This window comes from Pseudooceanicola spongiae (genome assembly GCF_014899185.1).
Classification (GTDB): domain Bacteria; phylum Pseudomonadota; class Alphaproteobacteria; order Rhodobacterales; family Rhodobacteraceae; genus Pseudooceanicola; species Pseudooceanicola spongiae.
This window is the reverse complement of record NZ_CP045201.1, coordinates 1,709,424-1,723,586: the sequence shown is the minus strand read 5'-3', so window position 1 is coordinate 1,723,586 and position 14,163 is coordinate 1,709,424. Positions and strand designations below refer to the sequence as shown.

The 14,163-nt window shown below is 64.3% G+C and carries 12 protein-coding genes; 7 read left to right on the top strand and 5 right to left on the bottom strand.

Going from position 1 to position 14,163, the window contains the following annotated elements:
* Positions 1-6 precede the first annotated feature (6 nt).
* A complete protein-coding gene (locus F3W81_RS08180; protein ID WP_193083112.1) occupies positions 7-1,467 on the bottom strand; it encodes a diguanylate cyclase in 1,461 nt (486 codons plus the stop codon).
* Between the two features lie 126 nt (positions 1,468-1,593).
* Here F3W81_RS08180 and F3W81_RS08175 point away from each other — a divergent pair, with 126 nt between their 5' ends.
* Complete coding sequence (locus F3W81_RS08175; protein WP_193083111.1) at positions 1,594-1,878, top strand: DUF3572 domain-containing protein; 285 nt, start codon at positions 1,594-1,596, stop codon at positions 1,876-1,878.
* Here F3W81_RS08175 and F3W81_RS08170 read toward each other — a convergent pair.
* Positions 1,875-2,333, bottom strand: coding sequence for a MarR family winged helix-turn-helix transcriptional regulator (locus F3W81_RS08170; RefSeq protein ID WP_193083110.1), 459 nt, complete (start codon positions 2,331-2,333; stop codon positions 1,875-1,877). The two genes, F3W81_RS08175 and F3W81_RS08170, sit on opposite strands and share 4 nt — an antisense overlap.
* Before the next feature lie 137 nt (positions 2,334-2,470).
* On the opposite strand from F3W81_RS08170, the gene F3W81_RS08165 reads away from it, so the two are divergent.
* From F3W81_RS08165 to F3W81_RS08150, 4 genes are all read left to right on the top strand, one after another.
* Positions 2,471-3,163, top strand: a complete 693-nt coding sequence (locus tag F3W81_RS08165) for an HAD family hydrolase (protein WP_193083109.1) — start codon at positions 2,471-2,473, stop codon at positions 3,161-3,163.
* Positions 3,164-3,269: 106 nt separating this feature from the next.
* Positions 3,270-4,856: a trimethylamine methyltransferase family protein gene (locus F3W81_RS08160; RefSeq protein WP_193083108.1), complete on the top strand. Its 1,587-nt coding sequence runs from the start codon at positions 3,270-3,272 to the stop codon at positions 4,854-4,856.
* A 191-nt stretch (positions 4,857-5,047) separates the two neighbouring features.
* Positions 5,048-5,635: a heme NO-binding domain-containing protein gene (locus tag F3W81_RS08155; RefSeq protein WP_193083107.1), complete on the top strand. Its 588-nt coding sequence runs from the start codon at positions 5,048-5,050 to the stop codon at positions 5,633-5,635.
* Positions 5,632-6,738 carry a GGDEF domain-containing protein gene (locus F3W81_RS08150; protein ID WP_319022303.1) on the top strand — a complete coding sequence of 369 codons (1,107 nt, stop codon included), beginning with the start codon at positions 5,632-5,634 and terminating at the stop codon, positions 6,736-6,738. Before F3W81_RS08155 ends, F3W81_RS08150 begins: the two co-directional genes overlap by 4 nt.
* 52 nt (positions 6,739-6,790) lie before the next feature.
* Here the strand turns inward: F3W81_RS08150 and F3W81_RS08145 are convergent, their stop codons facing one another.
* Together F3W81_RS08145 and F3W81_RS08140 are read right to left on the bottom strand one after the other, a co-directional pair.
* The gene (locus tag F3W81_RS08145) at positions 6,791-9,376 is read right to left on the bottom strand and encodes an HWE histidine kinase domain-containing protein (RefSeq protein WP_226941911.1); all 2,586 of its coding nucleotides are present in this window, start codon (positions 9,374-9,376) and stop codon (positions 6,791-6,793) included.
* Positions 9,377-9,379: 3 nt separating this feature from the next.
* A complete protein-coding gene (locus tag F3W81_RS08140; RefSeq protein WP_193083106.1) occupies positions 9,380-10,054 on the bottom strand; it encodes a biliverdin-producing heme oxygenase in 675 nt (224 codons plus the stop codon).
* Between the two features lie 511 nt (positions 10,055-10,565).
* Between F3W81_RS08140 and nrdR the strand changes: the two genes are divergently transcribed.
* Positions 10,566-11,033: a transcriptional regulator NrdR gene (nrdR, locus tag F3W81_RS08135; protein ID WP_193083105.1), complete on the top strand. Its 468-nt coding sequence runs from the start codon at positions 10,566-10,568 to the stop codon at positions 11,031-11,033.
* On the top strand, positions 11,030-12,133 hold the full coding sequence (gene ribD / locus F3W81_RS08130) for a bifunctional diaminohydroxyphosphoribosylaminopyrimidine deaminase/5-amino-6-(5-phosphoribosylamino)uracil reductase RibD (protein WP_193083104.1): 1,104 nt from the start codon (positions 11,030-11,032) through the stop codon (positions 12,131-12,133). The genes nrdR and ribD overlap by 4 nt, the downstream gene beginning before the upstream one ends.
* Here ribD and F3W81_RS08125 read toward each other — a convergent pair.
* Positions 12,130-14,163, bottom strand: a complete 2,034-nt coding sequence (locus F3W81_RS08125; RefSeq protein ID WP_193083103.1) for a capsular polysaccharide biosynthesis protein — start codon at positions 14,161-14,163, stop codon at positions 12,130-12,132. The genes ribD and F3W81_RS08125 overlap by 4 nt on opposite strands.

Sequence of the window (14,163 nt, the reverse complement as noted above, 5' to 3'; positions counted from 1 at the left end):
CGGCTCTCAGATCAAAAACCGCATCTGCGTTCCTGTCGGCGGGGCAGCGGGCGGCGTCGCGCCAACACGCTCGGCAAAGTCCCTGCGCGTCGGTTTTCTACGGCAGCCCAGCAGGGCCACCTGATCCCGTCCACGCCCCTTGGCGGCATAGAGCGCCTTGTCGGCGGCGGCGATCAGATCTTCGGGCGCGCGGTCTGTGGGCGGCGCCATCGCCAGCCCGACCGAGACCGTCAGCCGCAGCCTTTGCTGCGGGCCGGGCAGCAGCACCGGGGTTTCGCGCACCGCCCGGCACAACCGCGCGGCAATCTTTCTCGCCGCCGCGAGCTCTGTTTGCGGCAGCGCCACCAGAAACTCCTCTCCGCCGATGCGCGCGATCAGATCGCCCGGGCGCAGATTGTCCTGCAGGGTCTGCGCCATGCTTCGCAGCGCAAGATCGCCGACCCCGTGGCCATGGGCGTCGTTGACCTGCTTGAAGTGATCGAGGTCGAGGACCAGCACCGCAAGTTCCTGCTCCGCCACCAGCGCCTGCGCCGACAGCCGCGCCAGCTGCGGCAGCGCGTAGCGGCGGTTGTGCAACCCGGTCAGCGGGTCCGTCACCGCCGCGATCAGCCCGTCCTTCAGCGCCCGGTGCAGGCCGCGCCGCCGGATCAGCCGGTCGCGCAATCTGATAAGGCGCGCCCGGATCTCGGCCGGATCAAACGGCCCGGTCATCACCGCGCCCGCGCCCGCCTCATAGCCCGCGATGACGGTTGCGCTGTCGGCCTCGGGCGCAAGGATCAGCAGCTCGTCCTCGTCCCCGTCGGGCTGCGCGCTGCGTTCGGCCAGCATCCGAAACGCGCGATGTTCCGCCCCCGGCAGCACGCCCAGCAGCACCAGACCCGACCGTTCAGTCGCGTGGGGCAGGGCGGGCTCTGCTTCGCGGGCGAGGGCGAACTGCAACCCCTCGACCGGGCCGATCGCCGCGCGCCAGGCCTCGGCCTGATCGGCGTCGGGGAGCATTAGCGTCACCGCGATCTTGCCCTGAAACTGCGATGCGGCTTCTGACAGGCCCGGCATCTGGCCCTCGTCACCGCCCATCTGCAGCGTCCTGACCATCTCGCGCGATCTCTCGTGCGAGCGCAGGCGGGCGCGAAACACCTCATCGGGTTCACTGCGCGGCAGCACCTCGTCCGCGCCCGCCATCAGCAGATCCGCGCGTCCGTTCTGCCCGCCGGGGGCCGTCAGCACGAAGATCGTCGTGCTGCGGTGCTCGGGATCGGCGCGCAGGGCGCGGATGAAAGCGGCGGCGGGCTGGCACACCAGCTCATCCGCCACAAGGATCACGCCGGGTCTGGCCTTGTCGATGATGGCATGGGCCTCACCCTCGGAACTGGCGACCAGAATGTCGTAGAACGCCCCCGACAGGCGCGCCGCCAGCGTGATCCGCCGGGTCATGTTGTCGTCAAGGATCAGGATGCGTCCGGGCATGTGGCCCCTCACGAGGATGACTGTTTGGCGATCTTGCCCCCGCGCGTCGGGCTCGGGTTGCATGCCCCTAGAATTGGTGGAATTGGTTAAGAAAGCATTTCGGATCTGCAGAGGATTTTCAGTATTATGGCCATGTCGCGGGATGCCGCCGAAAAGATCGCGCTCGACTGCCTGACCTGGCTCGCGGGCAACGAAGATCTGCTGGGCTCTTTCATGGGCGCCTCGGGCCTCAGCACCGATGATCTGCGCGCGGCGGCAGGTTCGCCGGATTTTCTCGGCGCCGTGCTGGATTTCGTGATGATGGACGACGCCTCGGTCATCGCCTTCTGCGACAGCCGGGGTGTGGCTTACGAGGTGCCGATGCAGGCCCGCATGGCCCTGCCGGGCGGCGAGCAGGTGCACTGGACCTAGAAGTGTCGCAGCTTGGTCTCTTCGCCTTCGGTCAGCTTTTCGAGCAGCCGCATCAGCTCCTCCGTCTCGCCGGTCTCCAGACGCTCGCGCATCACGTCCATGTTGTGCTGGGCAAACGGCGTGCCCTTTGACACAGCGCTGCGCCCCGCCGCTGTCAGCGTGATCTGGCGCGTGCGCCGGTCGCCGGTGCCCGAGGCGCGTGCGATCAGCCCGGCTTCCTCCATCTGACGCAGCGCGCGCGAGGTGGCGGTGCGGTCAATCCCGACGAACTCCGCCAGCTCGGACGGCTGGCTCAGCCCCTCATTGCCGACGCCCAGCAGGATGCACCATGTGATCCGGCTCAGCCCGATCTGGCGCAGCTGATCGTCCAGCCGACGCTCCTGCAGGCGGGCCGCCAGCGACAGCCAGTAGCCCAGTGACTTGTGAAGCCGGTATCCGGTAATCTCATCGCTCATACAGGGTGTTGAGCCTGAGCGCCCCGGAAAAGTCAAGCACAGCGGCAGGTTGAGCTTTCGGCCTGCCCACTTGTGATGCGGCGCGCGATCGCGCAGAAACGCCCTCAGCGCAGATATTTACAGCGGGGCAGAGGCACATGGCATTTCAGGGGATACTTTTCGACAAGGACGGCACGCTGTTCGATTTCGGCGCCACCTGGAACACTTGGGCGGCGGCGGTGATCGGTGACCTTTCGGGCGGTGACGCGGGTCGCGCACAGGCGCTGGCCGAAGCGGTCCACTTCGATCTGGCCTCCCAGCGCTTTCACCCCGACAGCCCGGTGATCGCGGGCACCAATGATCAGGCCGCCGCCCTGTTGCACTCGGCTCTGCCCGAGCGCCCGGTCGAGGAGATCGCCGCCTTCCTGATCCAGCAGGCCGCCCGCGCCGAACTGGTGCCGACAACCCCCCTTGCGCCTCTGCTGGAGGGGCTGGCCGCGCGGGGTCTGCGCCTTGGCGTGATGACCAATGACAGCGCCTTTAGTGCCGAGGCGCAGCTGCGCGCCGCCGGTGTCTTCGATCACTTCGATTTCGTCGCCGGGTTCGACAGTGGCCACGGCGCCAAGCCCGCTGCGGCGCCTTTGCTGGCCTTTGCCGCGGGGCAGGGGCTGCCGCCCTCCGCCATCGTCATGGTCGGCGACAGCACCCATGATCTTGAGGCCGGGCGCGCCGCGGGCATGACCACCGTCGGCGTGCTGACCGGCCCGGCGCTTGCCGCCGATCTGGCCGACCTTGCCGATGTCATTCTGCCTGATATCGGGCATCTGCCCGCCTGGCTGGACCGGGCATAGCCCTCCTCTCCCAGCGCATGGCCTGATTGCGACGCACCGCGTCGCATCTGGCATGGCATCGCGCGCCGCTGCGGGATTTCCTGATCCTGCAACGCGGAGGCGAGCGATGGAGCAGATTTCGAACGGCAATGCAGACCTGACCCCGGCCCCCCTGCGCAAACGCGGCGGCGGGCGGGCAGGCTCGGCCGCACGGCGCGGCGCGGCGGCGATCCTGCAAAGCCCATGGCGCATCCCGCTGAACACCGACCGCCCCACCGAGCCGCTGGACGACGCAGGCATTCACGCCATCCACGAGGCCGCCATGACGGTGCTGGAGGAGATCGGCGTCGCCTTCCTCAACCCCGAAGCCATTGCGATCCTGACGCAGGCCGGTTGTCTTGTTGAGGGCGACCTCGTCCGCATGGACCGTGACTTCGTGACCGAGATGCTGGCCCATGCGCCGCCGGAATGGACGATCACCGCCCGCAACCCGGCCCATACCCTGCCCATCGGCGGCAATCATATCCTCTTTGGCAATGTCTCCTCACCGCCGAACTACTGGGACATGTCGCTGGGCTGCAAGGTGCCCGGCACGCGTGATCACTGCGCCAACCTGCTGCGCCTGACCCAGTACTTCAACTGCATCCATTTCTCCGGCGGCTACCCGGTTGAGCCTGTCGATATCCACGCCTCGATCCGCCACCTCGACGTGATGTTCGACAGCCTGACCCTGACCGACAAGGTGCTGCATGCCTATTCCCTCGGGGCCGAGCGGGTCGAGGACGTGATGGAAATGGTGCGCCTCGCCGGCGGACTCAGCGAAGCGGAGTTCACCGCGACACCGCACCTCTTCACCAATATCAATTCGACCTCGCCGCTCAAGCACGACTACCCGATGCTGGACGGTTGGATGCGCATGGCGCGGCGCGGGCAGGGGCTGATCGTGTCGCCCTTCACGCTGGCCGGGGCCATGGCCCCCGTGACCATGGCCGGGGCGGTGGTGCAATCGCTGGCCGAGGGGCTGTCGGCGATAGCGCTGGCACAATACATCAACCCCGGCGTGCCCTGCGCCTTCGGCACCTTCACCTCCAACGTCGACATGAAGTCCGGCGCGCCCGCCTTCGGCACCCCGGAATACATGCGCGCGACGCAAATGACCGGCCAGATGTGCCGCCACTATGGCCTGCCGATGCGCGCGTCCGGCTCCTGCGCCGCCAACGTCCCCGACGGTCAGGCGATGTGGGAGACGTCGAATGCCCTCTGGTCCGCCGTGCAGTCCGGCGCCAACGTCGTCTACCACGCGGCGGGCTGGCTTGAGGGCGGGCTGATCGCCAGCCCCGAAAAGTTCATCATGGACTGTGAGGTGATCCAGCAGATCCAGCGCTACTTCGAGCCCGCCCTGACCGCTACCACCCCCGGCGACCTCGCGCTCGAGGCAATGCGCGAGGTGCGCCAGAACGGCCACTTCTTCGGCACGCAACACACGCAGGATCGCTACACCACCGCTTTCTACCAGCCCTTCCTGTCGGACTGGCGCAACTACGAGGGCTGGGAGCAGAGCGGCGCGGTCTGGACCGCCGAGCGCGCCCATACCCTCTACCTGCGCATCCTCGACGACTACCACGCGCCACCGATGCCAGATGCCAATCGCGCCGCGCTGGAGGCCTTCGTCATCGCCCGGAAAGAGGCCGGAGGCGCACCTACCGATTACTGACGCAATACCGACGCGATACCGACACCCCGATTTGGCGGTTTCTCGGCCCCGGTTCCGGTGCCCTGAGGGTATCCGATCACAGGATCTTGCAGGCCGGGCCGGCCCCGGGAAATCCTGAAAATTGCATCTATTGTCGCAATATTAAGCTCCCTCAGCCCATTCTGATGCTCAAGAAAGGGGGGTAGGGCTCTATGCACGGTTTGATCAACACCTCCATCCAATGTTTCCTGCGCGACACCTATGGCGAAGCCGTCTGGAGCGATGTCTCCCTCGCCGTAGATCTGCCCTTCGATGGCTTCGAGGCGATGCTGGTCTATGACGATGCCCTGACCTGGCGGGTGCTTGAGGCCGCCTCGGAACGTCTGAAAAAGCCTGTTTCCATGGTGCTTGAGGATATCGGGACCTATCTCGTCTCGCATCCCAACAACGAAGCGTTGCGCCGTCTGCTGCGCTTCGCCGGGCTGTGCTACGAGGACTTTCTGCATTCGCTGGACGACCTTCCCGATCGCACCCGGCTGGCGGTCTCGGACCTCAATCTGCCGGTGCTTGAGCTGCGTCAGCACTCCGGTGGGCGCTTCTCTGTGACCTGCCATTCGCGGATGCCCGGGTTTGGTCATGTCCTTGTCGGGGTGCTGCGGGCCATGGCTGACGACTATGGTGCATTGGTTACGCTCGAGCATATGGGGGTCGTTCAAGGAATTGAGAAGATTGAGATATACCTTGTCGAAACCGCTTTTTCCGAAGGCCGCAGTTTCGAGCTGGGGGCACGCGCCGGATGAAGGTTGAGGGTAAGGAGTGGTGCCACAACATCCTGTCTGAGGCAGAGGTCAGCCGCAGCAGGGCTCACGAATCTGCTGCGCGGCGCGGGCCGACGCCCCTGTCCGGAATGACGCAAGAGGCGCTGGATATCCTGTGTCCGATGAGCGTGGTGATCGATCCGACCGGCCATATCCGCCATGTCGGCCCCACCATGCAAAAGCTGCGCCCGGACACCCCGCTCGCCGGTGCGCGCTTTCTCGAACTGTTCGAGATGAGTCGCCCGCGCGCTGTCGATGGCATGGAGGCGCTGCTGCGCGCATCTGGCACCAAGCTGCACCTGCGCCTGCGTAAACATCCCCGCACGGCGCTGAAAGCCGTGCTGGTCCCGCTCGACGCCGATGACAACGGCCAGCGCGGTGCCATCGTCAACTTTTCCTTCGGGATCTCGATCATTGATGCGCTGCAGATCTACAGCCTTCACAGCGGTGACTTTGCGCCCACCGACCTGACCATCGAGATGCTCTATCTGATTGAAGCCAAGACTGCCGTGATGGAGTCCTCACGCAAGCTCAACCTGCGTCTGCAGGGCGCCAAGATCGCCGCCGAGGAGCAGGCCTATACCGATACGCTGACGGGGCTGAAGAACCGCCGCGCCTTCGATCACGTTCTGGCGCGCCTGATCCGCAGCAAGACGCCGTTCTCGCTGATGCATCTCGACCTTGATTACTTCAAGGCCGTCAATGACACCCATGGTCATCGCGCGGGGGACTATGTCCTGCAGAATGTCGCGCGTGGTCTGGTCGACGAAACCCGCGAGGAAGACATCGTCGCCCGTGTCGGAGGAGACGAATTTGTCCTTTTGTTCCCGCGGCTTGTTAAACCTCAGCGGATCCGAGAGATTTCGGCGAACCTCATCAGGCGGCTTGAGATTCCAGTTTCTTTTGAGGGGGCTGAGTGTCGCATTTCGTGCTCGATGGGCACCACGATGTCCAATCGCTACCCGCAGCCGAAAGCCGAGCAGATGATCGCCGATGCCGACGCGGCCCTCTATGCGTCCAAAAAGGCAGGGCGGGGCCGACACAGCTTTTTTTCGGTCGATCGAGTTGCTGAGCAAAGACATTGAGAGCGCGACCTGCCACCGGACACCTTGCAGCCCGGTGGCGATTCACAACACGTCAGTCGTCGGTCTGATGCAGCACGTTCCAGACTGCCGCCTGCATCGACTCGTTGGAAAAAGGTTTGCGCAGGATCTCACAAGGCGGATACAGCGCCCGGATATCCTCGCTTTCGCCATAGCCGGTCGACAGAACGTAAGGCACGCCAATCTCTGCCAGTTTCAGCGCCACGCGCACCGATTGTTCGGCGCCAAGGTTCACATCCAGTACCGCGACCTGGAACTCATGCTGCTCGATTTCCGCGAGGGCCGCGTTGACGCTGGCTGTGATGCGTACTGTCGACGCCCCCATGTCCTCCAGCATATCCGCTGCGTCCATGGCGATGATCATCGCATCTTCCAGGACCAGCGCCTTTCCGGTCAGGAACGGCCCTTCGCCGCGCACCGGCTGTGCTGCACCGGTGGGCGCCACCATTTTCGCCTCGGGTGCATCCAGAACATAGCGCGAGGGCAGGCAGAACTCAGCGACAAGGCCCGTGACGTTGTAGGTCACCTCAGCCTCGCCATTCAGTTCATAGGGGATCGAGCGTTCGATGATGGTTGAGCCAAAACCCCGACGCTTGGGTGCCACCACCGCAGGACCGCCAAATTCGCGCCAATGGATGTCGAGCGATCCGTCATCGTTGCGCGTCAGCTTGACCGTCACGCCGCCGGAATCGCTGAGGGCACCGTATTTGACCGAATTGGTCACCAGTTCATGAAACACCAGCGCCAGATTGGAATAGGCGCCGGGGGCGATCAACACATCGTCGCCCTGTAAATCCACCCGGTTTGAGCGGTCGTCCGCAAAGGCAGCAAACTCCAGCCGAAGCATCTCCATGAAGGAGGATGGCGTCCAGTCTTCCTTGGTCAGCTGATCGTGCGCGCGCGCGAAGGCCTGAATGCGACCATCCAGACTTGAGGCGAAACTCTCCAGCGTGTCCGCGGTGCCCCGGGACTGGGCAACAAGGCCGCGCATCAGGTTCAGGATATTCCGGACCCGGTGGTTCAGCTCGGAAATCAGCAATTCCTGCTGTTCCTGAGCACGCTTGCGCTCAGCAGCCGTCTGATCGGTGATCTTGAGGAAGATCTCGAGCAGCACCACCCGCAACAGTTCCGCCGCATGGGTCGAGGCGAGGGTCCAGGGCGCGGAGGCCCCTGTGACGGTCTCGCGCCAGATCTCGAAACTCTTGCGCGGGGTCAGGCGCACGCCATTCGGTCCGACCGTTACTGGCTTGTTGGGATTGCCGGCCCATTTCACCGTTTCCGTCAGCTCCTTGCGGCACAGCACGATGTAGTCGCGTGGCATCCGAGAAATCGGGATGGCCAGAATGCCCGAACAACGACGGGCAAAATCGGCCGCTTCTGGCAAGAGCTGCGATAGTTTGTTGGTGGCGAAGATCTGGGACCCGCCCGTTGCATTCAGCAAGCGCGAGATGCACAGGAATTCTTCCTCGGTCGGTGTCACCCCCGTGGCCGAGACCTGACCATCGGTGATCATGATCAGCCCATCATGCGGGATGACGCTGCGAATATCCTCAGATACCGCCATCAAGCTGCCCGGCAGATCACGTCCTTCCGCCATGCTGGCCATCAGCCGGGTCTGCAACTGCGACGAGCGTTCTACCGCCTCGCGCTTTTGCGCCTCGCCCAGATGCCCCAGCTCATAGGAAAACAGATGCGCGAACAGTTCGACACAGGTGCGCAATTCATAGTCGATATAGCGTGGCTCATCATGATGGCAGGCGAACAGGCCCCAAAGTTCGCCATCCTTCATGATCGATACCGACATCGAGGCCTGAATGCCCATATTCTGCAGGTATTCGATATGGATGGGCGAGACAGCGCGCGTTGCCGCAAGCGACAGGTCGAGCGGCTGATTTCCGGCGCTGTCCGCGGCAAGGATGCGCGCGCCCGGGTCACTGACATCGGCGATCAGCCGCAAAAGCGAGCGTTTGTACAGCACACGCGCCTGCACGGGTATATCGCTCGCCGGGAAGTGCTGATCCAGATAACGCCGCTCTCCGTCGGCGGTATCCTCGGCGATGACATGGCCGGAGGCATCTTCTGCGAATTCATAGACCATCACGCTGTCGAAGCCGCAGAGCGCGCGCAGTGATCGGGCGGCTTCACGGGTGAAGGCGCGCAGGTCGTTGGTCCGCCGGATGCGGTGAATATAGGGGTAGACCTGTGACAGGGGATCGCCGTTGCGCTGTTCGCCCTTCGGCTCAAATTCGATGATCAGATGACGCCCTGACTGGTGGATCGACAGGTCGAAATCCCCGGCTTTTTCGCCAAGGATCGGAATCCCGAACAGGCGCAGCACCGGATTGGACGGTCCGACGGCGCGCAGAGCCTCGCGAATGCGGGCAAAACTGTCCTGCGGCAGCAGATCAGCCAACCGTCTGCCAAGGGCGCCCTCGACTGTGATCCCCAGAATATCGCTCAGATTTTCCGAGGCATGTTGCACGAGCCAGCCAGAAGACAGGGCCAGCAAGGCACCATAAGACTGGACGCGTCCCAGTATGTGGATCGGTTCGCGGTCGCAATTCGTCAGGTCAGGTGTAGCATATTCAGTAGCAACGTCAGGTGTTTGAGAGATGGTCAAAGGTCAGGACTCCTGCGTCGCTGGTATGTGGCTAGGGGGGAGCGTGCGGCCGGTGCCGCAGGTGGTGCGCATGATGACGTCAGCCTCGGCAAAGGCGTCAAAGCCACGCAGTGCGCCAGCGCAGATCTCAGTGGCCTCCACACTGTCGGCGGGGATCGCACCAAGCCGCGCACGCAGAGCCTTCCAAGCCCGCGCGGTATCATGGTTCGCACCCTGTGGCGCAAAATAGTGCGGCAGGTCTGCTTCGGGGATCACCCCTATCAACTTGCGACGGATCACCTCTGTTCCGAGACGCGAGCCGATCACCAGGTAGGCCACAGCCGCGCTCGGCAACGGCAACAGGATCGGTGCTTTTGCCACGGCGAGGCCGCGTATGTCACAATCGGCTCGAAGACGCGAAATCATATCCGGGAGACAGCCGTTTTCCTCGGGCAACTCAGGTCCGATGCGCGCCTTGCTCAGCGCCTCGAACGCCAGCAGGTGGGTCAGCAAAAAGCTGTCGAGATGCGAGGCGGGCGCGCTCAGAAAGGCGGCGAACTGCGCTTCGGTCGCGTCATGAGCGGTGCGGGTCTGGCGGCGCAGAAGGTCAAGGCAGTTGGATTTAGTCTCATCAGTTTCTTGTTGCCGCCGGTGCCCTCCGGCTCCCGAAGGGATATTGCTGGTCGTAAGTACGGGCACTGAGGGTGCCGCGGGCGGCGAAACTAATTCAAATAACATTCAACTCACTTGTTCTCCGGCCTGACTTTGCCTTTACATGCCAAGATATGAATAACGCTCGTGCTGAGCAAGAGTTCCAGCCGCCTTGGGGCCATTGCATTTTTTGCCGGGGGTTTTAGGTCGTACCTGTTAACAGGCGCTTTAGCGCAGCGCGACTATCTCGCTGCCTAAGGACGGAAGTGAGTAGGTTGCGGGTGCGCGGGGTTTTGCCGATGTCGCCTGCCAATCCCGGGCGCCAGAGCGTTGCCTGACCGGACTGGGGATGGTGGCGGATGTCGATCCCGTCACCTGCGGGCTCATGAAAACGCCTTTGTTTGATACGCTGGCGTGGCAATTTCGCAGCATATATGGCACAGGCAATTCCGCGCTACCCAATCTGCTGTGGACCGCCTATAGTCGCTGTGGATAAAACGGGGTGACCCCATAGCCTTCTGTGCTGTCTCGGGGTCGAACGGATAGGGGGGGTCAGCGAATGCGCTGTCCATTTTGCGGCAATATCGACACTCAGGTGAAGGACTCTCGGCCTGCCGAGGATCACGTTTCGATCCGTCGGCGTCGGTTCTGCCCGGCCTGCGGCGGTCGCTTCACGACGTATGAGCGTGTGCAACTGCGCGACCTGGTGGTGATCAAGACGAACGGTCGCCGCGAAGATTTTGATCGCATCAAGCTGGAACGTTCTATCCGCATTTCGATGCAGAAACGCCCGGTGGAACAGGAACGCATCGACCAGATGATCTCGGGCATCGTGCGCCGGCTCGAGAGCATGGGCGAGACCGACATCCCCTCTAAGGTGATCGGCGAGATCGTGATGGAGGCGCTGGCCCGGATCGACACCGTGGCATATGTGCGTTTTGCCAGCGTTTACAAAAACTTCCAGGCTGCTGATGATTTCGATAAATTCGTCAGTGAGCTGCGCCCGATCCTGCCAAAAGACGAGTGAGCCGGGACGCTGACCTTCGCTACCTTGCGCTGGCGCTGTCCCTTGGGCGGCGCGGGCAGGGCAGCACCTGGCCGAACCCCGCCGTCGGCTGTGTCATTGTGCAAGGCCCGCGGATTGTCGGGCGTGGCTGGACACAGCCGGGCGGTCGCCCACACGCTGAACCGCAGGCCCTTGCGCAGGCCGGGGCAGCGGCGCGCGGCGCCACGGCCTATGTCAGCCTTGAGCCCTGCGCCCATACTGGCAAGACCCCGCCCTGCGCCAATGCGCTGATCGCCGCCGGGATTGCGCGCGTCGTGGCTCCGATTGCCGACCTCGACCCGCGGGTCGACGGCAAGGGGTTTGCCATGCTGCGTGCGGCCGGCATCGAGGTCACGACTGGCCTGCTCGCAGCTGAAGCTGTGCGCGATCATGAAGGGTTCTTTCTGGCCCGCGAACAGGGCCGTCCCTTTGTGACGCTGAAACTGGCACTTACATTGGATGGCCGGATCGCCACGGCCAGCGGTGAAAGCCAGTGGATCACCGGACCTGAGGCACGACGCGCCGTCCATGCGATGCGCTATCGCCACGATGCGGTGATGGTCGGCGCCGGGACTGCGCGTATCGACGACCCGTCGCTGACGGTGCGCGACCTTGGCGTCTCGCGTCAGCCGGTGCGTGTCGTGGTTTCGCGTCGCCTCGATCTGCCTCTGCTCGGCAGCCTTGCGCGCACCGCAAAAGATATTCCCGTCTGGATCTGTCATGGCCGCGACGCTGATCCTCAGCTGATCACCACCTGGCAGGGCCTTGGCGCCAAGCTGCTGTCGTGCGATCTGCAGGGCCGCCAGCTCGATATCGTGTCGGTTTTGCGCGCCCTTGGTACAGCCGGATTGACTCGGGTGTTCTGCGAGGGGGGGAGCGCCTTGGCGGCGACCCTGCTGGCTGCCGATATGGTGGATGAACTGGTGGTGATGAACGGCGGTCTGCTGTTCGGGGCCGAAGGTCGCCCGGCCCTCGGTGCCATGGGGATCGAGACGCTGGCAGAAGCGCCTCGTCTTATTCTGTCTGACATGCGCCGCCTTGGCCCTGATGTCATGACCTGCTGGCGCCGCCCGAACTGCTAACGCCAGATCCAGGCATAGGAGGCGGCCAGTCCTTGCGCCTTTGACAGCAGGCGCAAAAGCGGGGCGCGCGGCAGCGCCTCCCCCATGGCCAGCCGGTCCGCGACCACCTCGACCGGGCAGGGCAGGCCGCTGACCGGATCACGGTAGCGCGGATAGTCGATCAGCGTTGCATGCACCAAGCCTGCCAGATCAGGCCGCGCCACCCGGCGCGTAATCTCAGGCCCCAGATCCTGCGTCAGGCCCCATCCCGCGTAGAACGGCTGCCCCAGCACTGTAACAGGCAGGCCGCGCAGCAATGCCTCGAACCCGATCAGTGAGGTCATGGTCCAGACCGCATCGACCTGCTCCAGCAGCGCGCCGGGATCAACGCCATGCAGCACGACATCCGCCAGCCCCTCGGCCTCAATGGCTCCGGGGCGCAGACCGGCCTCCACGTCGGGGTGCGGCTTGTACAGGATCACTGCGTCGCGGTGTGCCGCGCGCGCCGACTGCAGCAGCGCAAGGTTTGTGCGCACCGATCCCGCGCCCAGTCGGATCGAAGCATCGTCCTCGACCTGACCCGGGACCAGCAGGCGCGTGCCTTCCCTCAGCGCTGTCAGATCCGGGGCGGCTCCCGTGTTGTACTTGCTCAGCCCCGTCGCGCGCAGCCGCAGGATCAGGGCCTCGGCGCGCTGGCGTTGATCGGGGCGCAGGCTGGCGCGCTGCTCAATGAGGGCCTCCAGGCGGCTTGGCCGCGACGGATCGTAATAAATCCCGAGGTCATCCAAGACCAGCGACAACGGCGGCACCAGCGCCGCGCCAAGCCCGCGCGAGCGTAGAAAACCATCCTCGACCCGAACGACCTGCCTGTCCTGCGGTGTCAAAGCGGCCCAGCTCATCTGCCGACGATCATCCTGTCCCGTTCCAAAACGCATTGGGGTGTGCGCCCCGAAAAACCGCTGAAACGCTCCGCGTTTCCACAGCCGGATATTGTACCCGCGCCAGCCCGCATGGTCCTCACGCCAGCTGCGCGCCTGCGCTGCAAGCGCTTCGATGCAGTCTTCGGTCTCGCACAGCCGGTCGCGGCAGGGGTCGTACCATTTGGGATAGAGCAGCAGTGCCGCCGCTGACAGTTGCAGCGCACTCAGCTGGCGCCCGCGCCGGTTCGCGGCTTTTGGATGACGGTCGTCGCTCAGTCCCCAGCCCGCGTAAAACGGCACGCCAAAGACGCACGGGTGATGCCCCGCCAAGATCGCTTCGAATCCCAGCTGAGAGCTGACGGTATAGACCGCACGCGCGCCCTCCAGCAGCGGCCAGGGGCTGATCGCAGTGTCGAGAAATCGCACGCTCTCCTGCGCATCAGAGGCACCGAAATAGCCCTGCCGAAATCCGGCGCGGCTTTCAGGGTGGGTCTTGATCACCACCCGTGCGCCGGGGTTTTCGGCGCGTGCGGCTTTCAGCATGGCGTGGAAGGTCGCGTCATCGGCACCTCCCAAGGCAACGGAAGCATCACCACGCACCTGATCGATCACCAGAACGTATCCGTGCGGGGGCGGGGCGAGGTCGGGGTCGACAGCGGCATATTTCGTCAGATGCGCCTCTCGCATCCGTGCAATCACGCCTTGTGCGCGCGCCAGCAGGGCAGGGTCCTCCAGCGGGTGCGTATGCAGCAGATGTTCTAGATCCGACGGGCGCGTGGCGTCGAAATGACACCCCCGATGGTCGATGCTCAGCCCGATCGGAGGGTCGCCTGCGCGTCCCGGGCGCAGGGATCGCAAAAAGGCATCTTCGACCCGGAGCAGCGCGGCACCGCGCCGTGCTGCCCGCGCCTCACCCCGGCGGGCGCTCGCCGCGTGCCCCCAGACCGCCACCAGATCGCCGGGGCGTGCTGGCCCCAGCCGCATCCGGTAACCTGCCAGCCACAGGATGCGCCGGATGCGGGGTTGAACCCAAAAGCGGAAATTAAAGACGTAAAACAGATGCGATACTGACGCCGTTTCGTCGCCGTCATTCAGGCGCGGACCGGTCGGCTCGACCCCCCCCCGCGCCAT